The sequence below is a fragment of the Paracoccus chinensis genome, from assembly GCF_900102885.1.
GTDB classification, from domain to species: domain Bacteria; phylum Pseudomonadota; class Alphaproteobacteria; order Rhodobacterales; family Rhodobacteraceae; genus Paracoccus; species Paracoccus chinensis.
The window spans coordinates 334,749-361,419 of sequence record NZ_FNGE01000001.1 but is presented as its reverse complement, the minus strand read 5'-3'; the positions used below and the strand labels follow the sequence as shown (position 1 = coordinate 361,419).

28 protein-coding genes are annotated in these 26,671 nt (G+C 68.3%); 20 read left to right on the top strand and 8 right to left on the bottom strand.

Annotated elements, in window-relative coordinates:
• Positions 1 to 45: 45 nt before the first annotated feature.
• Both BLQ03_RS01690 and BLQ03_RS01685 read right to left on the bottom strand, forming a co-directional pair.
• On the bottom strand, positions 46 to 882 hold the full coding sequence (locus BLQ03_RS01690) for a methylamine utilization protein MauF (RefSeq protein WP_139166599.1): 837 nt from the start codon (positions 880 to 882) through the stop codon (positions 46 to 48).
• Between the two features lie 214 nt (positions 883 to 1,096).
• Complete coding sequence (locus tag BLQ03_RS01685) at positions 1,097 to 1,945, bottom strand: LysR family transcriptional regulator (protein ID WP_090752007.1); 849 nt, start codon at positions 1,943 to 1,945, stop codon at positions 1,097 to 1,099.
• 207 nt (positions 1,946 to 2,152) lie between these two features.
• On the opposite strand from BLQ03_RS01685, the gene rplO reads away from it, so the two are divergent.
• From rplO to BLQ03_RS01590, 19 genes are all read left to right on the top strand, one after another.
• Positions 2,153 to 2,644 (top strand): 50S ribosomal protein L15, encoded by a 492-nt coding sequence (rplO, locus tag BLQ03_RS01680; RefSeq protein WP_090752004.1) that lies wholly within the window; start codon positions 2,153 to 2,155, stop codon positions 2,642 to 2,644.
• A 147-nt stretch (positions 2,645 to 2,791) separates the two neighbouring features.
• Positions 2,792 to 4,162 (top strand): preprotein translocase subunit SecY, encoded by a 1,371-nt coding sequence (gene secY / locus BLQ03_RS01675; RefSeq protein WP_090752002.1) that lies wholly within the window; start codon positions 2,792 to 2,794, stop codon positions 4,160 to 4,162.
• 21 nt (positions 4,163 to 4,183) lie between these two features.
• Entirely contained in the window at positions 4,184 to 4,876 is a 693-nt protein-coding gene (locus BLQ03_RS01670) for an adenylate kinase (protein WP_090752000.1), read from the top strand.
• 151 nt (positions 4,877 to 5,027) lie between these two features.
• Positions 5,028 to 5,396 (top strand): 30S ribosomal protein S13, encoded by a 369-nt coding sequence (gene rpsM / locus BLQ03_RS01665; protein ID WP_090751997.1) that lies wholly within the window; start codon positions 5,028 to 5,030, stop codon positions 5,394 to 5,396.
• Positions 5,397 to 5,411: 15 nt separating this feature from the next.
• Complete coding sequence (rpsK, locus tag BLQ03_RS01660; protein ID WP_036704563.1) at positions 5,412 to 5,801, top strand: 30S ribosomal protein S11; 390 nt, start codon at positions 5,412 to 5,414, stop codon at positions 5,799 to 5,801.
• A 118-nt stretch (positions 5,802 to 5,919) separates the two neighbouring features.
• Entirely contained in the window at positions 5,920 to 6,936 is a 1,017-nt protein-coding gene (locus BLQ03_RS01655; RefSeq protein ID WP_090751994.1) for a DNA-directed RNA polymerase subunit alpha, read from the top strand.
• 161 nt (positions 6,937 to 7,097) lie between these two features.
• Positions 7,098 to 7,523, top strand: a complete 426-nt coding sequence (rplQ, locus tag BLQ03_RS01650; protein ID WP_090751992.1) for a 50S ribosomal protein L17 — start codon at positions 7,098 to 7,100, stop codon at positions 7,521 to 7,523.
• 195 nt (positions 7,524 to 7,718) lie between these two features.
• The gene (locus tag BLQ03_RS01645) at positions 7,719 to 8,330 is read left to right on the top strand and encodes an autoinducer binding domain-containing protein (protein ID WP_090751990.1); all 612 of its coding nucleotides are present in this window, start codon (positions 7,719 to 7,721) and stop codon (positions 8,328 to 8,330) included.
• Between the two features lie 73 nt (positions 8,331 to 8,403).
• Complete coding sequence (locus BLQ03_RS01640) at positions 8,404 to 8,997, top strand: acyl-homoserine-lactone synthase (protein WP_090751987.1); 594 nt, start codon at positions 8,404 to 8,406, stop codon at positions 8,995 to 8,997.
• 57 nt (positions 8,998 to 9,054) lie between these two features.
• Positions 9,055 to 10,380 carry a replication-associated recombination protein A gene (locus BLQ03_RS01635; protein WP_090751985.1) on the top strand — a complete coding sequence of 442 codons (1,326 nt, stop codon included), beginning with the start codon at positions 9,055 to 9,057 and terminating at the stop codon, positions 10,378 to 10,380.
• A 31-nt stretch (positions 10,381 to 10,411) separates the two neighbouring features.
• A complete protein-coding gene (gene crcB / locus BLQ03_RS01630) occupies positions 10,412 to 10,777 on the top strand; it encodes a fluoride efflux transporter CrcB (RefSeq protein ID WP_090751982.1) in 366 nt (121 codons plus the stop codon).
• Entirely contained in the window at positions 10,774 to 11,811 is a 1,038-nt protein-coding gene (locus BLQ03_RS01625) for an RluA family pseudouridine synthase (RefSeq protein ID WP_090751980.1), read from the top strand. The genes crcB and BLQ03_RS01625 overlap by 4 nt, the downstream gene beginning before the upstream one ends.
• On the top strand, positions 11,808 to 12,464 hold the full coding sequence (locus BLQ03_RS01620; RefSeq protein WP_090751979.1) for an HAD-IA family hydrolase: 657 nt from the start codon (positions 11,808 to 11,810) through the stop codon (positions 12,462 to 12,464). The genes BLQ03_RS01625 and BLQ03_RS01620 overlap by 4 nt, the downstream gene beginning before the upstream one ends.
• A complete protein-coding gene (locus tag BLQ03_RS01615) occupies positions 12,461 to 13,210 on the top strand; it encodes an ATP12 family chaperone protein (RefSeq protein ID WP_090751977.1) in 750 nt (249 codons plus the stop codon). The genes BLQ03_RS01620 and BLQ03_RS01615 overlap by 4 nt, the downstream gene beginning before the upstream one ends.
• Positions 13,211 to 13,339: 129 nt before the next feature.
• On the top strand, positions 13,340 to 14,365 hold the full coding sequence (locus BLQ03_RS01610; protein WP_090751975.1) for an amino acid ABC transporter substrate-binding protein: 1,026 nt from the start codon (positions 13,340 to 13,342) through the stop codon (positions 14,363 to 14,365).
• Positions 14,366 to 14,483: 118 nt separating this feature from the next.
• Positions 14,484 to 15,743 (top strand): amino acid ABC transporter permease, encoded by a 1,260-nt coding sequence (locus tag BLQ03_RS01605; RefSeq protein WP_245688631.1) that lies wholly within the window; start codon positions 14,484 to 14,486, stop codon positions 15,741 to 15,743.
• 1 nt (position 15,744) lies between these two features.
• On the top strand, positions 15,745 to 17,202 hold the full coding sequence (locus tag BLQ03_RS01600) for an amino acid ABC transporter permease (RefSeq protein ID WP_090751971.1): 1,458 nt from the start codon (positions 15,745 to 15,747) through the stop codon (positions 17,200 to 17,202).
• 48 nt (positions 17,203 to 17,250) lie between these two features.
• Entirely contained in the window at positions 17,251 to 17,994 is a 744-nt protein-coding gene (locus BLQ03_RS01595) for an amino acid ABC transporter ATP-binding protein (RefSeq protein WP_217629639.1), read from the top strand.
• Positions 17,995 to 18,018: 24 nt separating this feature from the next.
• Positions 18,019 to 18,975 carry a calcium-binding protein gene (locus tag BLQ03_RS01590; protein ID WP_139166597.1) on the top strand — a complete coding sequence of 319 codons (957 nt, stop codon included), beginning with the start codon at positions 18,019 to 18,021 and terminating at the stop codon, positions 18,973 to 18,975.
• Positions 18,976 to 19,028: 53 nt separating this feature from the next.
• Here BLQ03_RS01590 and BLQ03_RS01585 read toward each other — a convergent pair whose 3' ends face one another.
• The gene (locus BLQ03_RS01585) at positions 19,029 to 19,889 is read right to left on the bottom strand and encodes a D-amino-acid transaminase (RefSeq protein WP_090751965.1); all 861 of its coding nucleotides are present in this window, start codon (positions 19,887 to 19,889) and stop codon (positions 19,029 to 19,031) included.
• Between the two features lie 168 nt (positions 19,890 to 20,057).
• Between BLQ03_RS01585 and BLQ03_RS01580 the strand changes: the two genes are divergently transcribed.
• Positions 20,058 to 21,026, top strand: coding sequence for an L-malyl-CoA/beta-methylmalyl-CoA lyase (locus BLQ03_RS01580; protein ID WP_090752136.1), 969 nt, complete (start codon positions 20,058 to 20,060; stop codon positions 21,024 to 21,026).
• A 130-nt stretch (positions 21,027 to 21,156) separates the two neighbouring features.
• Here BLQ03_RS01580 and BLQ03_RS01575 read toward each other — a convergent pair whose 3' ends face one another.
• The 5 genes from BLQ03_RS01575 to BLQ03_RS01555 form a co-directional block, all read right to left on the bottom strand.
• A complete protein-coding gene (locus tag BLQ03_RS01575) occupies positions 21,157 to 21,495 on the bottom strand; it encodes a TFIIB-type zinc ribbon-containing protein (RefSeq protein ID WP_090751963.1) in 339 nt (112 codons plus the stop codon).
• Positions 21,496 to 21,562: 67 nt separating this feature from the next.
• Positions 21,563 to 23,128 carry a dipeptide ABC transporter ATP-binding protein gene (locus BLQ03_RS01570; protein WP_090751961.1) on the bottom strand — a complete coding sequence of 522 codons (1,566 nt, stop codon included), beginning with the start codon at positions 23,126 to 23,128 and terminating at the stop codon, positions 21,563 to 21,565.
• Positions 23,125 to 23,955: an ABC transporter permease gene (locus BLQ03_RS01565; RefSeq protein WP_425415707.1), complete on the bottom strand. Its 831-nt coding sequence runs from the start codon at positions 23,953 to 23,955 to the stop codon at positions 23,125 to 23,127. The genes BLQ03_RS01570 and BLQ03_RS01565 overlap by 4 nt, the downstream gene beginning before the upstream one ends.
• Positions 23,952 to 24,890, bottom strand: coding sequence for an ABC transporter permease (locus BLQ03_RS01560; RefSeq protein WP_090751959.1), 939 nt, complete (start codon positions 24,888 to 24,890; stop codon positions 23,952 to 23,954). The genes BLQ03_RS01565 and BLQ03_RS01560 overlap by 4 nt, the downstream gene beginning before the upstream one ends.
• 34 nt (positions 24,891 to 24,924) lie before the next feature.
• Positions 24,925 to 26,556: an MFS transporter gene (locus BLQ03_RS01555; RefSeq protein WP_090751956.1), complete on the bottom strand. Its 1,632-nt coding sequence runs from the start codon at positions 26,554 to 26,556 to the stop codon at positions 24,925 to 24,927.
• Positions 26,557 to 26,671 lie beyond the last annotated feature (115 nt).

Genomic DNA, 26,671 nt, shown 5'->3' with positions numbered 1-26,671 from the left:
GCGCGGGCGGGGCCGCGCAGTCCGGTGTCATGAATCCGGTGGAAATCAGGCCAGCGCGGCGACCGCGAAGGCAGCGCCCAAGGCCACGAGGATCGCCCCGTCGGCCATGGCGGCGCGTTCCTGGTTGCGGGCCAGCCAGGCCTGGATCTGGTAGTCGTTGACCGGCAGGGCGCTGGCCGCGACCGGCAGGTAGCGGCCGAGGTTGAACAGCGCGATCATCGCGATGGCCTCGGGGATGTTGCCGGTCAGGACCGCCGCCAGCGTGATCAGGTACAAAAGCGGCGTCTGCACATAGGTCATGTAGTCCAGCCCCAGCGCCAGCCCGTAAAGGCCGCCGACGACCGGCTTGGAAAACCGCACCCGCGCGTCATGGGGCACCTGCGCCCGTCGCTGCGGATAGGGCACGCGCAGGAAATCCAGCTGATGCGCGCCGTAGATCAGCCCGACCAGCGCCAGCATCACCAGCGCCGCCGTGCCGAAGCCCGCAAAGCCCAGGATCGCCCCGATGCCGCCCAGCGCGGTGCCCAGGATCAGCGCCCCCAGCGCATAGCCCGCACCATGCATGGCGAAGGTCGGCAGCCAGTCGGCCACCGCCTTCGCGCCGCGTCCCGTGGGCCGCAGCAGCGAGATCGAGGAATAGCCGCAGGGCGACCAGGTGGAGAGCACGCCCCCCGCGATGGCCGAGACGCCCAGCACTCCCCAGGCCGCCCCCCGGATGTCGGGGGCGCCGGCCAGGGCCAGGCCGCCCGCTGCGCCGGCAATGGCCGAGGCCCCCAGGATCGCCGCCCGTGCCGGGCCGGAAAACCCTTCGGCGAAGACCTGGCAGTCGGGAACGCCCGTCTGCCCTTCCACCATTTCGGGGAACCTGTCGATCGAAGCCACGCTGCACCCTCCCTCTCTCCGGCAGCGGGGGGCGTCCTCCATGCCCGTCCGCTGCCTAATTCCCGGGCAACTGTGACGTAAGGTCGCACATCGTAAACGTGTATTTACGCGGCGGGGGGCTGCGTTTCTGCAGGATTGCGGTCGTACCCCACCAACCTACTGTATTCGTTTGCATACCGGGCCCCGACCGGCGGCTCGGCAGAAGCCTGCCGGATCAGACCTTCGACTGAGGCGGCATGGATGCGAACTGGCGGGTGCACCATTCGGACACGCTCCGGGCGAGGGAATCGTCGCGCAGGTGCGGCTGCGACAGCAGCCAGACATCGCGCGTGACCTCCAGCGGCTCGATCTCGATGGCGGGGTTGCCGGCAAGCGACCGGGCCAGCCGGTCCGGCACGACGCCGATGCCGCGCCCCGAAGCCAGGAAGCGCCGCGTGAGCTCCAGGTCCGAGGTTTCCAGCCGAGACCGGACATTGCCCAGAAGCGATTGCAGCGCCTGCATCTCGGGCGTTTCCATCAGCGCCTCTGGATAGGCGGCAAGCAGGGGACTGGCGCCGGGATCGCTGGGCCGGACCAGCGCGAACTGCAGCGTGCCGATGCGGCGGACAGTGAAATCGCCCCGGCTCGGGCGCCCGAGGCGCAGGGCGAAGTCGGCCTCCCAGCGCGACATGGCGATATTGTGGTCCGAGGTGTCGATGGACAGCGCCAGTTCCGGCTCGGCCTCCAGCAGTTCCGGCAGCGCCGGGGCCAAGTAGAAATGCGCGATGGCGCCGATGGTGGACAGCCGCAGCCGGCGCTGGGCGGCATTGGGGGCGGTCAGGATCGCGTCGATCGCCTCGGTCGCCTGCTCCATCACCGCGAGGTGGCGCAGGATGCGGCGGCAGTCCTCGGTCGGCTCGCGCCGCCCGTGGCTGGCGGCGAAGAGCGTAACCCCCAGCGTCGCCTCGATTCGCGCGAGCCGCCGCGAGATCGTCGTCTCGTCCACCTCCAGCAGGGCCGCCGCGCGGGTGAACGAGCCGGTGCGGTTGATCGTCGCCACCACGCGCAGGTCGTCCCAGTTCATCGCGCCCCCCGTCTTCGCACGGCGCGTGATACCTCAGGCGTGCGCCGGGAACAGCCCGGTCGCGCGCGGTCTTGCGCCGGGCGCGCGCGGGCTGTAGATGCATGCGGTCGCCGCCCCTTCGGGGTTTTCGCGGCGATTCCTCGATTCATCACGCCGCGTGCGCCCCTTTGTCGCTGTTGGGGTGCTTCCGGCAAGGGAGATAGCGACATGAAACTGCATGAACTGCGCGACAACGAAGGCGCGAACCGCACGAAGAAGCGCGTGGCGCGCGGCCCGGGTTCGGGCAAGGGCAAGACCGCCGGCCGTGGTATCAAGGGTCAGACCTCGCGTTCGGGCGTGGCGCTGAACGGCTACGAAGGCGGCCAGATGCCGCTGTACCGCCGCCTGCCCAAGCGCGGCTTCACCAAGCCGAACCGGCTGGAATTCGCCGTGGTCAACCTGGGCCAGCTGCAGGCCATGGTCGATGCGGGCAAGCTGACCGCCGGCGCCTCGATCGACGAGGACGCGCTGATCGCGGCCGGCGCCACCAAGCGCAAGCGCGACGGCATCCGCCTGCTGGGCAAGGGCCAGCTGACCACCGCGCTGAACCTGACGCTGTCGGGCGCCTCGGGCTCGGCCGCCGCCGCCGTGCAGGCTGCCGGTGGCTCGCTGACGCTGACCCGTCCCGTGGCCGCGCAGGACGACGCCACCGCCGAGTGAGCGGCCGAATAAGCTGTTGAAGCGGTGCGGCGCGCCGCCTAGATAGCGGTGAGTTTTTCCAAAGGCGCCGCCGCACCGGAAACGGTCCGGCGGCGCTGCCAAATCCGGTCCCCCCTTTTTGCGGGTGGGCGATAGACGAGGGCAGTCATGGCGTCAGCCGCAGAACAGATGGCCGCGAACCTCAGCTGGGGACAGCTGGGCCGCGCGACCGAGCTTCGGAGCCGCATCTGGTTCACCATCGGTCTGCTGATCATCTACCGGCTCGGCACCTATATCCCGGTCCCCGGCATCGACGGCGGCGCGCTGCGCACCTTCATGGAGCAGGCGCAGGCCGGCATCGGCGGCATCCTGTCGATGTTCACGGGCGGCGCGTTGGGCCGCATGGGCGTCTTCGCCCTGGGCATCATGCCCTATATCTCGGCCTCGATCATCGTGCAGCTTCTGACGGCGATGGTTCCCTCGCTGGAACAGCTGAAGAAGGAAGGCGAGCAGGGCCGCAAGAAGATCAACCAGTACACCCGCTACGGCACGGTGGTCCTGGCGCTGTTCCAGGCCTATGGCATTGCGCTCAGCCTGGAAGCGGGCGGCATGGCCCATGATCCGGGCTGGTTCTTCCGCGCGGCCGTCATCATCACGCTGGTCGGCGGCACCATGTTCCTGATGTGGCTGGGCGAGCAGATCACCGCCCGCGGCATCGGCAACGGCATCAGCCTCATCATCTATGTCGGCATCCTGGCCGAGATCCCCGGCCATCTGGCGCAGTTCTTCGCCCAGGGGCGCTCGGGCGCGATCTCGACGCCGGTGATCCTGGGCATCATTGCCCTTGTGATCGTGGTCATGGCCTTCGTGGTCTTCATGGAACGCGCGCTGCGCAAGATCCGCATCCAGTATCCCCGCCGCCAGGTCGGCATGAAGATCTATGACGGCCAGTCGAGCCACCTGCCGCTGAAGGTGAACCCGGCGGGCGTCATCCCCGCGATCTTCGCCAGCTCGCTGCTGCTCTTGCCGGTGACGATCTCGACCTTCTCGGGCAACCAGACCGGGCCCGTGATGTCCACGATCCTGGCCTATTTCGGCCCGGGGCAGCCGCTCTATCTGCTGTTCTTCGCGGCGATGATCATCTTCTTCAGCTACTTCTACACCCAGAACGTGGCCTTCAAGTCGGATGACGTCGCCGAGAACCTCAAGAACCAGGGCGGCTTCATTCCCGGCATCCGTCCCGGCAAGCGGACCGAGGAATACCTCGACTACGTGGTCAACCGGGTGCTGGTGATCGGCTCGCTCTACCTCGCGCTGGTCTGCCTTCTGCCCGAGGTTGTGCGCGACTGGTTCTCGGTGCCCTTCTACTTCGGCGGCACCTCGGTGCTGATCATCGTCTCGGTGACGATGGACACGATCAACCAGGTCCAAAGCCACTTGCTTGCCCATCAGTATGAGGCTTTGATCGAACGGTCGCAGCTGCGCGGCAAGCGCAAGGCCGGGGAACCCAAGCCCCGTCGCCTGCCCGCCCGCCGCTGATCAGCCACGAAGGGGGGACGCGTGACGATCAACATCATCCTGCTGGGGCCGCCCGGTGCGGGCAAGGGCACCCAAGCCCGTACGCTGGTCGAGGAACGGGGCCTCGTCCAGCTGTCCACCGGCGACATGCTGCGCGAGGCGCGCAGCTCGGGCACCGAGATGGGCCGCGTCGTGGCCGACGTCATGGACCGCGGCCAGCTCGTCACCGACGAGATCGTCATCGGCCTGATCCGCGAGAAGCTGGACACGGTGGACGCCCCCGGCTTCATCTTCGACGGCTTCCCCCGCACGCTGCCCCAGGCCGACGCGCTGGAGGAGCTTCTGTCGGGCATGGGCCGCAGGATTGACGCGGTGATCGAGATGCGGGTCGATGACGAGGCGCTGGTGGACCGCATCAGCGGCCGCTACACCTGCGGCAGCTGCGGCGAGGTTTATCACGACCGGACCAAGCCCACCGCGAAGGAGGGCAGCTGCGACGTCTGCGGCTCGACCGACCTGCGCCGCCGGGCGGATGACAATGCCGAAAGCCTCAAGACGCGGCTGATGGAGTACTACAAGAAGACCTCGCCACTGGTCGGCTACTACTACGCCAAGAAGACCCTGGCGCCCGTGGACGGCATGGCCTCCATGGAGGAGGTGGGTACGCAGGTCGCGGCCATCATGGACGGCCTCGGGTCCGGCACGGCGGGCAAGGTGCGATCGGCCGGCGGTTGACGGGCCGTCCGTGATCCATTAACCGCAGTCATCTCATTCGAGAATCACCCATTCGGGGTGAAGCGATGGCCCGACGGCACGACGCCGCGGGCCATTGGTTGTGAAAAAAGCTTCCGGGATTACGGAAGCGCAACGTAAAGGAAGAACGGACTTGGCCCGTATCGCTGGCGTCAACATCCCGACCGGGAAGCGCGTTCCCATCGCGCTGCAATATATCCACGGCATCGGCCCGCTGAATGCCGAACAGATCTGCGAGGCGGTCGGCATCGACCGCGCGCGCCGCGTGAACGAGCTGTCGGACGCCGAAGTCCTGCAGATCCGCGAATATATCGACGCCAACCTGACCGTCGAAGGCGACCTGCGCCGCGAGACGCAGATGAACATCAAGCGCCTGATGGATCTCGGCTCCTACCGTGGCCTGCGCCACCGCCGCGGCCTGCCCGTGCGCGGCCAGCGTACCCACACCAACGCCCGCACCCGCAAGGGCCCGGCGAAACCCATCGCCGGCAAGAAGAAGTAAGGGAGGGCGAGACTCATGGCACGCGACAAGACGCGCATGAAGCGCAAGGAACGCAAGAACATCGCCACCGGCGTGGCGCATGTGAACTCGTCGTTCAACAACACCAAGATCCTGATCTCGGACGTGCAGGGCAACGCCATCGCCTGGTCCTCGGCCGGCACCATGGGCTTCAAGGGCTCGCGCAAGTCGACCCCCTATGCCGCCCAGATGGCCGCCGAAGATGCGGGCAAGAAGGCCCAGGAACACGGCATGCGCACCATCGAGGTCGAGGTCCAGGGCCCCGGCTCGGGCCGCGAATCGGCGCTGCGCGCCCTGGCCGCCGTCGGCTTCAACATCACCGCGATCCGCGACGTGACGCCGATCGCCCACAACGGCGTCCGCCCGCCCAAGCGCCGGCGCGTCTGACGACACCACATTGACCCGTCCCGCGCCGCATCGATCGGCGCGGGACGGCTTTCGCATTTTGCCTCGGGCGTTTCCGGCGGCTGGTCATGGGGCCGGAAACAGGAATGGAGGAAATCGCATGATCCACAAGAATTGGGCCGAGCTGATCAAGCCCGCGCAGCTCGACATCCGCGCGGGCGGCGACTCGACCCGCGTGGCCACCTTGGTCGCCGAGCCGCTGGAGCGGGGCTTCGGCCTGACCCTGGGCAACGCGCTGCGCCGCGTGCTGATGTCCTCGCTGCAGGGCGCGGCCATCACCAGCGTGCAGATCGACAACGTCCTGCACGAGTTCTCCTCTGTGCCGGGCGTGCGCGAGGACGTGACCGACATCGTGCTGAACCTCAAGGGCGTCACGCTCCGCATGGACGTGGACGGCCCCAAGCGCCTGACGCTTTCCGCCAAGGGGCCGGGCGAGGTCAGGGCCGGCCAGATCACCGAAACCGCCGGCATTACCGTGCTGAACCGCGACCATGTGATCTGCCACCTCGACGAGGGTGCCGAGCTGAACATGGAACTGACGGTTGCCATCGGCAAAGGTTATGTCGCGGCCGACAAGAACCGCCCCGAGGATGCGCCCATCGGCCTGATCCCGATCGACGCCATCTTCTCGCCGGTCAAGCGCGTCTCCTACGAGGTCACGCCCACCCGCGAGGGCCAGGTGCTGGACTATGACAAGCTGACCATGCGCGTGGAAACCGACGGTTCGCTGACGCCCGAGGACGCGGTGGCCTATGCCGCGCGCATCCTGCAGGACCAGCTGTCGGTCTTCGTGAACTTCGAGGAACCGGAATCGGCCCGCAGCGCGGACGCCGAGGACGGCCTGGAGTTCGACCCGCGCCTGCTGAAGAAGGTGGACGAACTCGAGCTGTCGGTCCGTTCGGCCAACTGCCTCAAGAACGACAACATCGTCTATATCGGCGACCTGATCCAGAAGACCGAGGCCGAGATGCTGCGGACTCCGAACTTCGGCCGCAAGTCGCTGAACGAGATCAAGGAAGTGCTGTCGGGCATGGGCCTGCACCTCGGCATGGACGTGGTCGACTGGCCGCCGGAGAACATCGAGGACTTGGCCAAGCGCTTCGACGACCAGTTCTGAGAGATCCGGGGGCGCGGGTGCGTCTGCATCGCCTGTGCATGAACCGTGCATGAACGCTGCAACGCCCGTGCCCCCGCAAGACCGGGCAATCCCGCCCCAAGGAGAGCGGCCCGCACGCATGGGCTGCCGGACAAAGCAAAAGACGTAAACGGAGAATCATCATGCGTCACGCCCGTGGCTACCGCCGCCTGAACCGCACCCACGAACACCGCAAGGCGCTGTTCGCCAACATGGCCGGCTCGCTGATCGAGCACGAGCAGATCAAGACCACCCTGCCCAAGGCCAAGGAACTGCGCCCGATCATCGAGAAGCTGATCACGCTGGCCAAACGCGGCGACCTGCACGCCCGCCGCCAGGCTGCTGCCCAGCTGAAGCAGGACCAGCATGTCGCCCGCCTGTTCGAGATCCTCGGCCCACGCTATGCCAACCGTCAGGGCGGCTATGTCCGCGTGCTGAAGGCCGGCTTCCGTTATGGCGACATGGCGCCGATGGCGATCATCGAGTTCGTTGACCGCGACACCTCGGCCAAGGGCGCCGCCGACCGCGCCCGTCTGGAAGCCGAGGCGGACGCCGACTTCCCGGCCTGAGGCCACCCCTTTACGTCACCTTGACGTTGCGTCATTGAATAACCCGCGCAGCACCGCTGCGCGGGTTATTTTGCACCACCGTTTACCGAAAACTAACCAGTCACCCGTTAGACCATAGTAGTGCGTGGCAAGTCGGGCGCCTTGCATCCATATAATCTCGGTTGACCTTGTTGGTTGCAATTTGTCTAAAAAGATATGTCATCCAGAGCTGAAATTTCCGCCACCCTGGCCCGTCTGCAGAAGCTGGCGCCCAAGGGCTATTACATCGGCCTGCACATTCGCTTCGCCGCGCCCATCATGCAGTTCCAGACCTATCCGGAAACCTGGGCGGAACGCTATTCCAGCAACGCCTATGCGCTGCGGGATCCCACGATCGCCTGGGGGTTTTCGACGACGGGCGCGGTCCGCTGGTCGGCCATGCCGATCCCCGACCCCTTCGGCATCCTGGCGGATGCCGCCAGCCACGGGCTGACCTACGGGCTGACGCTGTCCTGCGGGCCCATCAAGTCGCGCACCATCGCGAGCTTTGCCAACGGCACGCGCGAATTCAAGGATGACGAGATCGAGACGATCTCGACGATGGTACGACGGCTCCACGACATCACCGAGCCGCCGGAGAGCCTGACGAAGGCTCAGCAAGAGGCCCTTCGATGTATCGCGGAGGGCGATCGCCACGCGGCAGCGGCTGCCAAGCTCGGCATCACGGAAAGTGCGTTCAAGGCCCGTCTGATCTCGGCCCGCGAACGGCTGATGGCCAAGACAACGGCCGAGGCACTGCAACGAGCCAAGGATTACCGACTGCTATAGGAACGCTCGCCCAAGACAAACTTCAACCGCGGTCGCTCCGGGGGGCCAAATCCCTCAACCCACGGAGAAGACCATGCAGACCACCACCCTTTCCTTCAGCAATCTTCACAACCACGGCGAACTGTTTGCCAACCTGTTCCGCGCCCGCCGCCAGAGCTTCATCGTCCAGAAGAACTGGGATCTGCCGCAGGCGGATGGAATGGAATTTGATCAGTACGACACCCCTGCCAGCCGCTGGGTTGCGGTCCACGACGGTGCCGACCAGGTGCTGGGTGGCTTCCGCCTGACGCCCACCACGGCGCAGTGCGGTGTTTATTCCTACATGATCCGCGACGCGCAGCGGGGTGTCCTCGGGGGAACGATCCCGCAGGACCTACTGTATGAAGAAGCCCCCGTCGATCCGCAGGTGTGGGAATGCACCCGAGTCTTCGTCAACCATTCGACCCCCATGGCGATCCGCCGCAAGGTCCACATGGCCATGGCCGGCGCCATGACGAAGACGGCGCGCGAACTGGGCGCCACGCGGCTGATCGCCCTGACCGGCGCCACCTGGCCGCGCTGGTACGGGCGCTGCGGGCTCGATGCCGAGGCGATCGGCCGGGTCATGTTGATTGAAGGCGAAGAAAACCAGTGCGTGTCGATCAACCTTGTTCCGAAGATGCACTGATGCCCCGGCAGGGGTGGGGGATACCCACCGCGTGGCGGGCAGCGTAATCTGCCCGCCATGGCCGATCTTTTCGACAATCTCATGCCCGACAATCCCGAGCCCGGCACCGCGCCCTCGGCGCATCGGCCGCTGGCGGACCGCATCCGCCCGCGGCGGCTGGCCGATGTCATCGGCCAGGGCGAGGTGCTGGGCCCGGACGGCCCTCTGGGGGCGATGCTGGCGGCAGGCAGCCTGTCGTCGCTGATCCTCTGGGGGCCACCGGGGGTTGGCAAGACCACCATCGCGCGACTGCTGGCGGACCAGACCGACCGGGATTTCGTGCAGATCTCGGCGATCTTCTCGGGTGTCGCCGAACTGCGGAAGGTTTTCGACACCGCCCGGATGCTGCACCGCCGGGGCCGGGGAACGCTGCTGTTCGTGGACGAGATCCACCGTTTCAACAAGGCGCAGCAAGACAGCTTCCTGCCGCATATGGAGGACGGCACCATCCTTCTGGTGGGCGCCACGACCGAGAATCCCTCCTTCGAACTGAACGCCGCCCTTCTCAGCCGCGCGCAGGTGATCGTGCTGAAGCGGCTCGAGCTTTCAGACCTCGAACTGCTCGCCCAGCGGGCCGAGCGCGAGATGGGCCGGGCGCTGCCCCTGACCGGAGAGGCGCGCGAGGCGCTGCTGACCATGGCGGACGGCGATGGTCGCGCCGCGCTGAACCTGATCGAGCAGGTCATGGCCTGGAAGGTCGAGCGTCCCCTCGGTCCCGATGAGCTGTCGCGCCGCCTCATGAGGCGGGCCGCGAAATACGACAAGTCGGGCGACGAGCATTACAACCTGATCTCGGCCCTGCACAAATCCGTCCGCGGCTCGGACCCGGATGCCGCGCTCTACTGGCTTGCGCGGATGCTGGAGGGGGGAGAGGACCCGCGCTATCTCGCCCGCCGCATCACCCGCATGGCGGTCGAGGACATCGGGCTGGCCGATCCGGCGGCGCAGCGGCACTGCCTCGACGCCTGGGCGCTTTACGAACGGCTGGGCTCCCCTGAGGGGGAATTGGCGCTGGCGCAGGCGGTAATCTATCTCGCGCTCGCGCCCAAGTCGAACGCGGGCTATGCCGCCTACAAGGCCGCGCGGGCCGAAGCAAAGCGCACGGGCAGCCTGATGCCCCCCGCCCATATTCTGAACGCGCCGACCGCGCTGATGAAGAACCAGGGCTATGGCGCGGGCTATGCCTATGACCACGACGCCGAGGACGGGTTCTCGGGCCAGAACTATTTCCCCGAGGGCATGAAGCGCCCGGTCCTCTACACGCCCGTCGAGCGGGGATTCGAGCGGGAGTTGAAAAAGCGGCTCGACTGGTTCGTGAGTCAGCGCCTCAAGCGCGGCGGTTGACTTTGCGCGGGTCCGCCTACAGGTCAGCGGGATGATGACTTCGGTATTTCAGGTGGCGCTGGGCGGCGCCCTCGGCGCCTCGGCGCGCTATGGCGTGAACCTGGGCGCAGCGCGCATGTTCGGGCCTGCCTTCCCTTGGGCGACGCTGACGGTAAACCTCGCGGGCTCATTCCTCATGGGGCTGCTGGTGGCGGTCCTGGGACGGGACAGCGCCTGGGCGCCGTTCCTGCTGACGGGGCTGCTGGGAGGCTTCACCACCTTTTCCGCCTTTTCGCTGGACGCGGTGGCGCTGTGGCAGAAGGGGCAGGGGGGCATGGCCGCCCTTTATGTCGGCGCCAGCGTCATTCTTTCGCTTGCCGCGCTTGTGGCGGGGCTTTCCATGGGACGTGTGGCATGAGTGGCGTGCAGATCCTTCGCGTGGGCGAGGAAGAGGGCGAGCAGCGGCTTGATCGCTGGCTGCGGAAGCGCTTTCCCCAGCTGAACCAGATCGCCATCGAAAAGCTGTGCCGAACCGGCCAGATCCGCGTCGATGCCGGCCGGGTCAAGCCCGCAACCCGCATCGAGCCGGGACAGGAGGTGCGGGTGCCGCCGCTGCCCGACGCCGCGCCGGCCCCTGCCGCGCCGCGCCTGCGGGAAACCGATGCCGAGATGATCCAGGCCGCCGTCCTGTGGAAGGACGAGCATATCATCGCGATCAACAAGCCGCCGGGCTTGCCCAGCCAAGGCGGGTCGGGGCAGGGCGAGCGTCACGTGGACGGCCTGACGCCCGCGCTGATGTTCGGCTACAAGGAAAAGCCCAGGCTGGTGCACCGGCTGGACAAGGACACCTCGGGCGTCCTGCTGCTGGCGCGCACCGACCGGGTGGCGCGGCGCCTGTCCGAGGCCTTTCGGGCACGGACCACCCGCAAGATCTACTGGGCCGCCGTTGCGGGCGTACCCTCGCCCAAGATGGGCACGGTCCGCTTCGGGCTGGTCAAGGCGCCAGGTCATGGGCGCGGCGGCGAGGGCGAGAAGATGATCTGCGTCCACCCCGCCCGCGTGGACCAGACCGAGGGCGCCAAGCGCGCGACGACGGATTACGCTGTTCTGGACAGCCTCGGCACCCGTGTCAGCTGGGCTGCGCTTGTTCCGGTGACGGGCCGCACGCACCAGTTGCGTGCCCATATGGCGGAACTGGGCCACCCGATCATCGGCGACGGCAAGTATGGCGGCTCGGGGCAGGAAAACCTGGGCGACGGCTGGGGCGCGCAGCTTGGCGGAGAGATCAGCCGCAAGTTGCACCTGCACGCGCGCTCGATCAGCTTCGACCACCCGATCACCGGCAAGCGCATCACCCTGACCGCGCCCCTGCCGGATCACATGGCGCGGACCTGGAAGACCTTGGGCTGGTCGGAACGCGACGTGCCCGCAGACCCGTTCGAGGAAGAATGAAGCTCGTCATCTGGGACATCGACGGCACGCTGGTGGATAGCCATGCGATGATCATGGATTCGATGGCGGCCGGCATGGCCGCCGCCGGCCTGGCTCCCCTGCCGGATCGCACCGTCAGCAGCATCGTCGGCCTGTCGCTGCCGGTGGCGGTAGAAACCCTGCTGCCGGGACATGACCCGGCGACGCGTCATGTCGTGGTCGAGGGCTATCGCAGCCATTATGGCGCCGCGCGCGGCGAAGGCGAATCGCCCCTGTTTCCCGGCGCGCGGGATTGCCTCGACCGGCTGGCTGCGCGGGACGACCTGCTGATGGCGGTCGCCACGGGCAAGTCGCGGCGTGGGCTGGACGCGCTGCTCGTGGCTCATGACCTTGGGCGCTACTTCGTCGCCACCCATTGCGCCGACGGCCATCCGTCGAAGCCCGCGCCGGGGATGATCCTGTCCTGCCTGAACGACAGCGGCGCCCATGCGGATCGTGCCGTGATGATCGGCGACACCAGCTTCGACATCCTCATGGCGGGGAACGCCGGCATCGCGTCCTTCGGCGTCGCCTGGGGCCATCATCCGGCCGAGGAACTGGCGCAGGCGGGGGCGCGGGCGGTTGCCCGCGACTTTCCCGAACTTTCCGATCTGATCGAGGAGTGGGCAGCATGAGCGAATGGAAGGCCCGCCGGTTCTGGACGCAGGCCGAGGTCGCGGCCGTCGAGGGCGGCTATGAGGTCCGGCTGGACGGCCGTCCCGTCCGCACCCCGGGCAAGCTGCCCCTTGTGATGCCGACCCTTGCGCTGGCGCAGGCGGTGGCCGCCGAATGGGACGCGCAGGCCGACGCGATCGACCCCGGCGCGATGCCTCTTACGCGCGCCGCGAACTCGGCCATCGAGCGGGTTGCGCCGCAGTTCGACGCCGTCGCCGACATGCTGGCCGAATACGGCGGCACCGATCTTCTGTGCTATCGCGCCGAACACCCGGTCGAACTGGTCGTGCGCCAGGCCGAGGGGTGGAACCCTTGGCTGGACTGGGCGCGCCACGATCTGGGAGCCGCTCTGCGGGTCACGCAGGGGGTGATCCCGGTCACGCAGGAACAGGCCGCGCTGGATCGGCTGCGGGCGCGGCTGGGTGGGCTGACGCCTTGGCAGCTGACCGCGCTGCATGACCTGGTGACGCTGTCCGGCTCGCTGGTGCTGGGGCTGGCCGTGCTGGAAGGCCGGCTGGACGCCGAGGCCGCGCATCGCCTGTCGCGCATCGACGAGGAGCACCAGGCCGAGATCTGGGGCCGCGACGAGGAAGCCGACCTCGCCGCCGGGGACCGGCTGCAGGCCCTGTGCAACGCCGCGCGGCTGCTCGCGCTACTCGCCCCTGCGGACGCGGGGTCCGAAAGCGCGGCCGAGCCTGACGCTTGACGGACGCGATCCGACCGGCAGTATGAGGGTCAGGCGGGGCGCGCCGAGGTGCGGCCCAGGGCCGGGCCGGGGCGCCGACCCGCGGAACCGCGCCGGGCGCAGATCCGGCCGACAGCAGAGAGGACTTTCATGCGTTATACGGCTTTCCTGGCCACGGTGGCGGCTTCGGCGCTGACCGCGGGCGTGGCGCTTGCGGCCGAGGGGGACACCCTCGCGCAGGTCAAGCAGCGCGGCGTGCTGAACTGCGGCGTGAACACCGGCCTTGTCGGCTTTGCCGCGCCGGATGCGAACGGCAACTGGTCGGGCTTCGACATCGCCGTCTGCAAGGCGGTCGCCGCCGCCGTGCTGGGCGATCCCTCCAAGGTGAAATACGTGCCCACCACCGGGCAGACCCGCTTCACCGCGCTGACCTCGGGCGAGGTGGACCTGCTGGCCCGGAACTCGACCTGGACCTTCCAGCGCGACACCGACCTCAAGATGGATTTCGCGGGCGTCAATTACTACGACGGGCAGGGCTTCATGGTCCGCAAGGACCTGGGCGTGAGCTCGGCCACGGAACTGGACGGCGCGACCATCTGCATCCAGACCGGCACCTCGACGGAACTGAACCTCGCCGACTGGTTCAAGGCCAACAACATGACCTACCAGCCGGTCAACATCGATTCGAACGCCGAAGGCGAGCAGCAGTACATGGCGGGCGCCTGCGACGCCTACACCACCGACGCCTCGGGCCTTGCGGCGACGCGCGCGGCCTTCGCCGATCCCGACAACCACGTCATCCTGCCCGAGATCATCTCGAAGGAGCCGCTGGCCCCCGCCACCCGCCATGGCGACAACAACTGGACCGACATCGTCCGCTGGACGCTTTACGCGCTGATCTCGGCCGAGGAATACGGCGTCACCTCGGCCAACCTCGACGAGTTGTCGCGCTCTTCGACCAACCCGGACGTGCAGCGGATGCTGGGCGCGACCGACGACTACGGCGCGATGCTGGGGCTGGACAAGGAATGGGCCAAGCGCGCCATCGCCGCCTCGGGCAACTACGGCGAGATCTTCGCCGCCAACATCGGCGAGCAGACCCCCATCGGGCTGCCGCGCGGGCTGAACGCGCTGTGGACCCAGGGCGGCCTGATGTACGCGATGCCCTTCCGCTGAGAACCCTGACGCCCCGCCCCGCTGACCTGCGCGGCGGGGCGCTTCGTTCCGGCTGAACGACACGGCCCGGCCGAGGTGGACGGAAGATCCGCCCGGCCCAACTGGGAGAAACACGCTCATGGCGCCTGCACCCGGGGCAGGGCAGCCGTTCCGGCTGTCCATGCTGATCCACGACCGCCATTACCGCGCCCTGCTGATCCAGGCGCTGGTCTTCATCCTTGTCATGTCGGTCGCGTCCTGGCTGGTGAACAACACGGTTCAGAACCTCGCCCGCATGGGCAAGACCTTCGACTTCGGCTTTCTGACCAATCGCTCGGGCTATGACATCCCCTTCAGCCTGATCCCCTACGATTCGAACTCGACCCACCTGCGCGCGGCGATGGTGGGGCTTCTGAACACACTGCTGGTGTCGGCGCTGGGCTGCCTTTTCGCCACGATCCTGGGCGTTTTCGCGGGCGTGCTGCGCCTGTCGCGGAACTGGCTCGTGGCACGGCTGATGACGGTCTATGTCGAGATCTTCCGCAACGTGCCCCTGCTGCTGTGGATCCTGGTGATCCTCGCGCTGTTCACCGAGGTGATGCCCGCCCCCCGCGACTATCGCGTGGCCGAGGACGGGACCGCCGGCGCCGAGATGATCCTGTTCGGCGGCATCGCCCCCACCAACCGCTATACCGCCGTCCCCGCCATCGTGGCGGAACATGATCCCGGCCCCGTGACGGTGCTGGGGCTGCAGATCGACGCGATGGTGGTGGCCTTCGCCCTGGCGCTGCTGGCCGCTTGGATGATCCATCTCTGGCTGCGCGCCTGGGCGCAGGAACGGCAGGACAGCACCGGGCGGCGGCCGACGACCTGGTGGATCTCGGTCCTGCTGTACCTGCTGCCGATCCTGGGGCTGATGCAGCTTTTCGGCATCCATCTGGTCGCGCCGGAGCTGCGGGGCTTCAACTTCGCGGGCGGCATGAACCTCGACAACGGCTTCGTGGTGCTGCTGCTGGCGTTGTCGCTTTATACCGGCGCCTTCATCGCCGAGATCGTCCGCGCGGGCATCCTGGCCGTCAGCCGCGGCCAGACCGAGGCCGCTGCCGCCCTGGGCTTGCGCCCGCGCCCCATCATGGCGCTGGTGGTGCTGCCGCAGGCGCTGCGGGTCATCATCCCGCCGCTGATCTCGCAGTTCCTGAACCTGACCAAGAACAGTTCGCTGGCGATCGCGGTCGGCTATCCCGACCTGCGGGCGACGCTGGGCGGCACGACGCTGAACCAGACGGGGCGCGAGATGGAGTCGATGATCCTGATGATGGGCATCTACCTTGCCATCAGCCTGATCGTCTCGGCGGTCATGAACCTTTACAATTCCCGTGTCCGGCTGAAGGAGCGCTGAGATGAGCGAGGTCCATGCCGAAACCGTTCCCTTCGTCCGCGACACGATGCTGCCGTCCGCGGCCCCGCCCGCACGGCAGTCAGGCGTGGTGCTGTGGCTGCGCGAGAACCTGTTTTCGGGGCCGCTGAACATCCTGCTGACGCTGGCCGGGCTGGCCGCCGTCTGGGGGATTGTGTCGCACCTGTGGCCCTGGTTCGCCCATGCGGTCTGGAACGCCTCCAGCATCGGCGAATGCCGCCAGATCATCGCCGAGCGTCACGGCGAGGGCACGACGGGGGCCTGCTTCGCCATCATCCGCGAGCGCTGGAACCAGTTCATCTTCGGCTTCTACCCGGCCGAGCATTACTGGCGCCCGACCGCCGTCTTCGGGCTGATGATGTTCGCGGTGGCGCCGATCCTGTTTTCCGAAAGCCGCCGCCTGCGCTGGACGGTGCTGGCGGTCAGCGCGGTCACAAGCTTCGCCGCCTGCGTGGCGCTGGGTGCGCCCGATCGCGTGCTGCTGGCCGTGGGCGCAGGCTTCGTGGCGCTGGCGGCTCTGATCGAATACGCGCCGCGCCGGGCGCTGGCCTTCAGCGTCCTTTATCCCTTCCTTGCCGTCTGGATGCTGTGGGGCGGTTCGATCTGGAGCCCGATCGCCGTATTGGCAGGCTTCGCCCTGGCGCTGGTGGTCTGGCGCCTGGGCGCGCGCCTCGGCGTGGGACTGCTGGGGCTTGCCCTGGGCGTCGCGGCGGCCGTCTGGTGGTGGGCGGCGCTTGGGCCGCGCGTTGCGGCCGACCTGCAGGGGCTGATGCCGCTGGCGCTGGTGCCGGTCGAATCGCGGTCTTTCGGTGGCTTCCTTCTGGCGCTGACCATCGGCGTTTCGGGCATTGTCATGTCGCTGCCTCTGGGCATCATCCTGGCGCTCGCGCGGCAGTCGAACCTGCCTGTGGTGCGGACGCTGGCCGTCATGTTCATCGAGTTCATCCGCGGCGTGCCGCTGATCACGCTGCTTTTCGTGGCCTCGATCCTGCTGAACTACTTCCTGCCGCCGGGCACGAATTTCGACATCATCCTGCGGGTCATCATCATGGTGACGCTGTTCGCGGCCGCCTACATGGCCGAGGTGATCCGCGGCGGTCTCGCTGCCCTGCCGCGCGGACAGTACGAGGGCGCGGATTCGCTAGGGCTGACCTACTGGCAGGCGCAGCGGCTGATCATCCTGCCGCAGGCGCTGAAGATCTCGATCCCCGGCATCGTCGGCACCTTCATCGGGGTCTTCAAGGACACCACGCTGGTCACCTTCGTGGGCCTTTTCGACCCCCTCAAGCAGATGGCCGACACCATTCGCGCGACCTTCGCCTGGAAGGGCGCCTACTGGGAACCTTACGTCTTCACCGGCGCCATCTTCTTCATCCTGTGCTTCGCCATGTCCCGGTACGCGATGTACCTGGAACGGCGGCTCAAGACCGACCACCGCTGAGGGGCTGACATGACCGACCTGAACACCCAACCTCGGCCGGCCCCCGCGATGGGATCCGAGATCGCCGTCCGCATCGAGAAGCTGAACAAGTGGTACGGCAGCTTCCACGTGCTGCGCGACATCGACCTGACCGTGCGCCGGGGCGAGCGGATCGTGATCGCCGGGCCTTCGGGCTCGGGGAAATCGACGCTGATCCGCTGCATCAACCAGCTCGAGGAACACCAGTCCGGCCGCATCACCGTGGACGGGATCGAGCTGACCAACGACATCAAGAACATCGACAAGATCCGGTCCGAGGTCGGGATGGTGTTCCAGCACTTCAACCTGTTTCCGCACCTGACCGTGCTGGAGAACTGCACCCTGGCCCCGATCTGGGTCCGCAAGATTCCCCGGCGCGAGGCCGAGGAGACGGCCATGCATTTCCTGCGCGAGGTCCGCATCCCCGACCAGGCGCACAAGTATCCGGGGCAGCTGTCGGGCGGCCAGCAGCAGCGCGTGGCCATCGCCCGCTCGCTCTGCATGAAGCCCAAGATCATGCTCTTCGATGAACCCACCAGCGCGCTGGACCCCGAGATGATCAAGGAGGTCCTGGACACCATGATCGAACTGGCCGAGGGCGGCATGACGATGATCTGCGTCACGCACGAGATGGGCTTCGCCCAGGCCGTGGCGCACCGGGTGATCTTCATGGACCAGGGCCAGATCGTCGAGGAGAACACGCCACAGGAGTTCTTCAACAATCCGAAGTCCGATCGCACCAAGCTGTTCCTCAGCCAGATTCTGGGGCATTGAGGGACAAAAGAAGGGGGTGATCGGATGAGTCAGATGTATCTGCTGCTGCTTGGGGCGCTGGGGATCGCCGCGCTGGGCAGCCTCATGTCCAGCGACGACGACGACGAGGAATTCGACACGGGCGAGGACATCCCCGACCTGCCGATCATCGATGGCGAGGACGACAGCGAGGAGATCACGGGCACCGACGGGGCCGAGATCATCCGCGGCTTCGAGGGGCGCGACACGATCGACGGCGGCGCGGGCGACGACTGGATCTACGCCGGCACGGGCGAAGATTCGGTGATCGCCGACGCGGGCGACGACCGCGTCTTCCTGGGTTCGGGCGATGACGTCTATGGCGCGCCCGGCAGCGGCATCGACGAGGGCAACGACTGGATCGAGGGCGGCAGCGGCGACGACACCATCACCGTCAATGGCGGCAACCACGAGGTCTGGGGCGACGATTCCGACGATGACGAGGAAGGCGACGACCTGCTGACGGCCAATGGCGGGCAGGTGACGCTGCGCGGCGGGGAGGGCGACGACACGCTGGCCGCTCATGACGGCGGCTCGGGCGACCCCTCGGTGGTCGACATGCTTTACGGCGGCGAGGGCGACGACGAACTGACGCTGGGCGCGGGCGACACCGGGGACGGCGGCGACGGCGACGACCGCTTTGTCATGGACGCGGACCTGGAAAGCGCCGCGCGGATCGTGGACTGGAACCGCGACGACGACGAAATCGTGGTCAACTATATCGGCAGCCCCGACAACCCGCCCGAGGTGGATGTCGTCCAGTCCGGCGCGGACGCCCACCTGGTGGTGGACGGCCGGGTCGTGGCCGTGCTGCAGGACACCGATGCGGACGAGGTCGGGAACATCGATCTCGTGGCCCAGACCAGCACAACGGGCGCCGTGGTAGGATCTGTCGTGGGCGGGCCTGGCGGTTCCACGGTTGGGGGAACCGTTGGTCCCGGCGGCCCTGTAAGCGTCAGCTGATTACCAGGACCCCTTGACGAAAAGGCCCGCCGGATTGGCGGGCCTTTGGATTTTCAGATGGCCGTGCGGCGCATTTCGTCCAGGTAGATCTCGCGCAGGCGCCGCGCGACGGGACCGGGGGCGCCGGTGCCCACGGTCGCTTCGTCGATGGCCACGACCGGCATCACGAAGGCCGAGGCCGAGGTGACAAAGGCCTCGTCGGCGGCCCTGGCTTCCTCCACGGTAAAGCTGCGCTCCTCGACGGCCAGTTGCGCCTCTTGCGCCAGCCGCAGGACCGAGGCGCGGGTGATCCCGTGCAGGATGTCGCTGGACAGCTGGCGGGTGACGATGGTGCCGTCCTTGACGATATAGGCGTTGTTCGAAGTACCCTCGGTCACCAGCCCGTCCTCGACCATCCAGGCGTCGTCGCAGCCGCGGGCCTTGGCCTCCATCTTGGCCATGGACGGGTAAAGCAGCTGCACCGTCTTGATGTCCCGGCGCGCCCAGCGCAGGTCGGGCAGGGTGCAGATGCGCAGCCCGCTGTCCGCCTGCGGGTTCTCGGCCAGTCCGGGCTTGGATTGCGTGAACATCACCACCGTCGGCGGCGTGTCCTTGGGCGGATAGGCGAAGTCGCGGTCGCCGGGATTGCCGCGCGTGACCTGCAGGTAGACCAGCCCGTCGGTGATGTCGTTTTCCGCGATCAGGCGGCGGTGCGCCTCGAGCCATTCCTCGTCGGTCATCGGGTGGGTCATGCCTAGTTCGTCCAGCGAGCGCGACAGCCGCTTCATGTGGCCCTCAAAGTCCAGCAGGCGGCCGTCCAGCACGCTGACGACCTCGTAGACCCCGTCGGCCATGAGGAAGCCCCGGTCGAAGATCGAGACGGTGGCCTGGTCCTCGGGCAGGTAGCGGCCGTTGACATGGACGATGCGGGTCATGGGGTTCTCCTGGAAAGCGCGCGCCTCGGGTTTTGCGCCAAGGCGGGCGGTCGATCAATGGGCTGTCCGCCGGAAGGGGCGCGTGCAGGTGCAGAAAGCATGGTTGCAAGCACAGCAATGATCCTTCAACTTGGCGCCGCCAGACGCAACAACCTTGCCCGAGGTCCCATGTCCTTCCGCCTGCAACCCCCCGCGCCCGCCCGGTTGAACCGCTGCCAGCTCTTCGGTCCCGGCTCCCGCACCCAGCTGTTCGAGAAGATGGCGGGTTCGGCCGCCGACGTGATCAACCTTGACCTCGAGGACTCGGTCGCGCCCGACGACAAGGAGCAGGCGCGGCGGAACGTGATCCAGGCGATCGGCGACGTCGACTGGGGCAACAAGACGCTGTCCGTGCGCATCAACGGGCTGGACACGCCCTACTGGTACCGCGACGTGGTGGACCTGCTGGAACAGGCCTCGGACCGGCTGGATTCAATCATGATCCCGAAGGTCGGCAATGCCTCGGACCTTTATGCGGTCGATGCGCTGGTGACGGCCGTGGAACGTGCCAGGGGCCGCGCCAAGCCCATCGCCTTCGAGGTCATCATCGAATCTGCGGCCGGCATCAGCCATGTCGAGGAAATCGCCGCCGCCAGCCCCCGCCTGCAGGCGATGAGCCTGGGCGCGGCCGACTTCGCCGCCAGCATGGGGATGGCAACCACCGGCATCGGCGGGACGCAGGAAAACTATTACATGGCGCGCGAGGGCCAGAAATACTGGTCCGATCCTTGGCATTGGGCGCAGGCGGCCATCGTCGCGGCCTGCCGGACCCATGGCGTCCTGCCGGTGGACGGCCCCTTCGGCGATTTCAGCGACGCCGAGGGCTTCCGCGCCCAGGCGCTGCGCTCGGCCACGCTGGGCATGGTCGGCAAATGGGCGATCCATCCCAGCCAAGTCGCGCTTGCGAACGAGATCTTCTCGCCCGGCGAGAAGGCCGTGACCGAGGCGCGCGAGATCCTGGCCGCGATGGAAGAGGCTCAGCGGTCGGGCGCCGGTGCCGCGGTATACAAAGGTCGACTGGTTGACATCGCGTCGATTCGTCAGGCACAAGTGATCGTGCGGCAGGCAGAGTTGATCGCGGCAGAGGCAGCCCACTGACGCAGTGTATACCCGGACGGCGCGGCGGGGAGGCCAGCCGTTCCGGGGGAGGAGCGACAGGCCCCGTCCCTTGCGGGGCCTGTCGCTGTTTCAGGGGCTGCCCGCCACCTTTCCGGACCGCGCCGTCCCTTCAGAAATCGAAGAGATCGCCCAGGAAGGACTCGCGCCGCTTCTTCTTGCCGTGACGGTGATAGTCGTCGTCATCGTCGTGGCGGTCGCGATAATGGTCGTCGCCGCGGGACCGGTTCTCGAACTGCGGGCGGTCCTGCAGATGGGGCGCGGCGGTGGGCGGCGCGGCAGGCGCGGCAAAGGCTGCTTGGGTCGGCTGCGCGCTTGCGCCGGCGCGGTCGATGATCTTGTCCAGCTCGCCCCGGTCCAGCCAGACCCCCCGGCATTTCGGGCAATAATCGATCTCGACGCCGCTGCGGTCCGTCATCACCAGCGTCTCGCCGTCAACCGGACATTTCATGGGCCGCTCCCTTGTTGTGCCGATTGACAGGTAGGGCGCCCGGGCCGGGGTGCAAGGGCACGGGGCGTCACGCCGGCGGCAGGATCGGCGCGGCGGCGACAAGCCGCCGGGTGACGGGATGGAGCGGCTGGGACAGGATGCGGCCGGTCGGGCCTTCCTCGACAATGCGGCCCGCGTCCATCACCAGCACCCGGTCGGTGATGGCGCGGACCACCGACAGGTCGTGGCTGATGAAGAGCCAGGCGAGCCCGTGCTGGCGCCTGAGCCGTGCCAGCAGGTCCAGGACGCGCGCGCGCACCTGCACGTCGAGCGCGCTGACCGCCTCGTCCAGCAGGATCAGGCGGGGGCGGATGATCAGCGCGCGGGCGATGGCGATGCGCTGGCGCTGGCCGCCCGAGAATTCGTGGATGTGGCGCGACATGGCCTCGGTGCCGATCTCGACCTCGGCCAGCGCTTCGGCCACGCGGTCGCGCCAGTCGGCAGGGCGGCCGGTCAGGTGGAAAGGCTCGGCCACCAGCCTGTCCACCCGCCAACGCGGGTCGAAGCTGGCGAAGGGATCTTGGAAGACCGCCTGCACCTGCGCCCGCTGATCCTTCGGCATCCGGGGGCCGACGCCGGCGCCGTCCAGCCGGATCGCGCCCCCCTGCAGGGCATCCAGCCCCAGGATCGCGCGGGCGAGCGTCGATTTCCCGCAGCCCGACTCGCCCACCAGCCCGACCGACTCGCCCTCTGCAATGGTGAGGCTGACTCCGTCCACCGCCCGCAGCACCGGGCGGCGGGCGAAGGGGGCCGGGCGCGGCAGGCGGTATTCGCGCAACGCCTCTGCTACCCGCAGCAGGGGCGGGCCGGGCGCGCGCGCGGGCGAGGCGGGGGGAACATGGCGGGCGGCGGCGAAGAGAGCCCGGGTATAGGGATGGGCCTGGGCGCGGAAGACCTGCGCCGTGGGTCCCGCCTCGACGATGCGGCCCTGCTGCATGACCGCGACATGATCCGCCACGCCCGAGACCACCGCCAGGTCATGGGTGATGAGCCACAGCGCCATTCCTTCGTCCCGCACCAGCCCGCGCAGCAGGTCGAGGATCTGGGCCTGCGTCGTCACGTCCAGCGCGGTCGTGGGCTCGTCCGCGATCAGCAGGTCGGGGGCCGCGGCAATGGCCATGGCGATGGCCACGCGCTGGCGCTGGCCGCCCGACAGCTGATGCGGGTAAAGCCCCAGCGGAAAGCGCGCGGCGGGCAGGCCCACGCGGTCCAGCCTTTCGCGCGCGCGGGCCAGCGCCTGCGCCCGGCCGAGGCCGCGGTGGCGGCGCAGGCCCTCGGCCACCTGATCGCCGATGGTCATCAGCGGGTTCAGCGCCGTCATTGGTTCTTGGAAGATCATGCCCATGCGGCGGCCCCGCAGGGCGTCCATCCCGCGCTCGGGCAGGTCCAGCAGGTTGCGGCCGTCCAGGTCCACCCGGCCGCTGGCGTGTGCGCCCTCGGGCAGAAGGCCGATGGCCGCCAGCGCCGTCATGGACTTGCCCGAGCCGCTTTCGCCCACCAGCGCCGTGACCTGTCCCGGCGCCAGCGGCAGCGTGACGTCCGACACCACCCGGCGCCCCGCGATGGTGATGGACAGATCCCTCAGCGCGATCATGTCAGCCGCGCCTTGAGCCTTGGATCCAGCGCGTCACGCAGGCCGTCGCCCAGCAGGTTCAGCCCCAGCACCGTCAGCACGATCGCCAGGCCCGGCACGACCGCCACATGGGGCGCAAGCGTCACCATTGTCTGCGCCTCGGCCAGCATCCGCCCCCAGCTTGGGGTGGGGGGCTGCGCGCCCAGGCCCACATAGGACAGCCCGGCCTCGGCCAGGATACCCAAGGCGAACTGGATGGTGCCCTGCACGATCAGCAGACTCGCCACGTTGGGCAGGATGTGTTCGGTGCTGATGCGGGCCGGGCCCTTGCCCGCGATCTCGGCCGCGCGGATGTAGTCGAGCGTCCACAGCGGCAGCGCGCCCGCCCGGGTCACGCGGGCGAAGACGGGGATGTTGAAGATCCCGATGGCCAGCATGGCGTTCATGGCCGAGGGGCCCAGCGCCGCCGTGATCAGGATCGCCGTCACCAAGGCGGGGAAGGCGAAGACCAGGTCGCCCGCGCGCATGATCGCCTCGTCGAGCCATCCCCCGCGCGAAGCCGCCGCCGCCAGCCCCAGCGGCACGCCGATGCCCGCGCCGATCCCCACCGCCAGCAGCGCCACCGACAGCGAGGTCCGCGCCCCGATCATCACCATCGACAAGAGGTCGCGGCCCAGGTGGTCGGTGCCCAGGGGATGGACGCCGCCGGGCGGCAGCAGGCGGTTCGCGACATCCACCCCCGTCACGTCGAAGGGTGTCCACACGGCCGAGACCAGCGCCATCGCCAGCGCAATCCCTGCCAGCGCCGCGCCCGCGACCAGTCCCATGCGGTGGCGTCCGGGGATCATCGGCCCCTCAGCCTCGGGTCCACGGCGGCATAGGCCAGGTCCACCAGGAAGGTGACAAGGATCACGGCCGCGACCAGCACCAGCACCGCCGACTGGACGACCACGAGGTCGCGCTGGCTGATCGCCTGGAAGATCAGCCGGCCGAGGCCCGGCAGGTAGAAGACGTTCTCGATGATGATCGCGCCCGCCAGCAGGAACGAGAACTGCATCCCCAGGATCGTCAGCACCGGGATCAGGGCGTTCCGCAACGCATGGCGGCGCAAGACCTGCGCCCGGCTCAGGCCCTTGGCGCGGGCACTGCGGATATAGTCCTGGCCCAGCGTCTCGATCAGGGCCGAGCGCAGCACGCGCGCAAGGATTGCGGCCTGCGGCAGCGCCAGCGCGAAAGCGGGCAGGATGAGGGCGCGCAGGGCCGCCAAGGGATCGGACCAGCCGGGAAAGCCCCCGGCCGGAAGCCAGCGCAGCTTCACGGCGAAGACCAGGACCAGAAGCATGGCGAACCAGAAGTTCGGCAGCGCGATCCCCACTTGCGCGGCCCCCATCGCAAGGGCGTCGGCCGGGCGCCCACGCCTCGAGGCGGCCAGCATCCCCACCGGCAGCGCCACCGCGACGGCCAGCGCCAGCGCCATCAGCGCCAAGGGCAGCGACACCTGCACCCGGTCCAGGATCATGCCCGCGACCGGCGTCTTGTAGGCAAGGCTCGTGCCCATGTCGCCCGTCAGCACGCCCCCGAGCCACTGCGCGTAGCGGACGGGCCAAGGCAGGTCCAGGCCCAGCTGCTCGCGCAGCGCCGCCACTGTGTCGGGCCGCGCCCCGGTGCCCAGCACGAAGACCGCCGGATCCCCCGGCACCAGGTCCACCACCGCGAAGATCACCGCCGAGGCGCCGACCAGCGCCAAGGCCAGAAGCGCGAGCCGCCGCGCCAGCATCCTCATCCGGGGCTGCCCTTGGGGGCAGGGGCGGGGGCGCTCATGAGCCCGGCACCTCGATCTTGCCGATCAGCGGCAGGTCGTCGCCGGGGCTGACGCTGTGGCGCTCTATCATGCGGTGGACATGGGGATCGCCCTCGCCCCGGTGCAGGGCGCGCAGGGCCAGGATCACCTCGTCGTCCGAGCGGGTGCGACGCAGATTGTGGCGGACATATTCGTCCCAGGTGGCGATGTGATAGCTTTCCGACCAATGGCGAGGGTTTTCCAGGTCGCGCAGCAGCGCCCAATTGCGCGCCCCGTCGCGGCGGCGGATGGCGCGCCGCCGGGCCATCAGGCGCAGGAACTCGGGCGTGTCGCCGATGTCGATGACGTAGTCGACCATCACCATGATCGGCCCCGACCGCCCGCGCAGGTCCAGCGCAAGCTCGGGCGCGCGGAAGCGGCCGATGGGATCGAGGTCGAGCTTGCCGAACTCGGGCTGGCTGAACCAGTGCCCGATCACCGCCCCGAAGATCAGCAGCCCCGCCGCCCAGGCGAGCGCCGCGTCCAGCCCCTGAAGGTCGGCGACCATCCCCCAGAGCCAGCTTCCCGCCGCCATCCCCCCGAAGGTCGCGGTCTGGTAGAGCGCGAGCGCCCGCGCCACGACCCAGCGCGGCGTGGACAGCTGGACGGTGACGTTGAACAGCGACAGCGCCAGCACCCAGGAGGCCCCGGCGGGCAGAAGCGCCAGTCCCTGGACAAGGACGTTGTCGCTGGCTGACAGGATCAGGCAGGAGGCCGCGAAGCCCATGAAGGCGACGCGCACGACGCTTTCGTTGTTCATCCGTTCGCGGATGCGGCCGTTGGCGGCGGCGCCCATGATCGCGCCGAAGCCATAGCAGCCCAGCAGCAGGCCCAGCGTCAGCGAGCCGCCCTCGGGGTGTTCGGTCGCGATCAGGGGCAGCAGGGCCAGCACCGCGACCGCCGACAGGCCGAACAGCGCGCCGCGCGCCAGCACCCGCACCAGGTTCGGCGACAGCACGACATAGCGCAGGCCCGCGGCGATGGCGGGGGCCAGGGGCTCGGGCGGGACGTCGCGCTTGCGGAGGGGCGGCTTCCAGCGGGTCAGCGCGAAGATCAGCGGCACATAGCTGAAGGCGTTGACCGCGAAGGCCGCAGCTGCGCCATAGGCCGCCACGATCAGCCCGCCCGCCGCCGGTCCCACGGACCGCATCAGGTTGAAGCCGACCGAGTTCAGCGTGACCGCCGCCGGCAGGTCCTCGCGCGGGACGAGGTCGCCCATGCTGGCCTGCCAGGGCGGGTTGTAAAGCGCCTGCCCCATCCCGATCAGGAAGGTCAGTGCCAGCAGGCTGTAGGGGTCGAGCCAGCCATAGCCCGCCACCACCGCCAGAAGCAGCGAGACGCTGGCCATGACGCCCAGCGCGATCAGCAGCAGCCGCTTGCGCTCGAAGATGTCGGCCAGGGCGCCCGACAGCAGCGCGAACAGCATGATCGGCAGGGTGTTCGAGGCCTGCACCAGCGCCACCAGCGTCGCGCTGTCGGTCAGCTGCGTCATCATCCAGGCCGCGCCAACCGCCTGCACCAGCCCGCCGAAATTCGACACCAGCGTCGCCGCCCAAAGGGTGCGGAACGCCTTGTGGCGGAAGGGGGCAAGGGCAGAAGGGCGTGACATCCCGGCCAGACTAGCGGCCCCGGCGGGAAGGGCAATCCGGCGCGGGCTTGCCGGTGCGGGATGGCTTGACCGCCGGGGTGAAAGGGCCACTCTGCCCCTTTCCCTTGAATGCCGA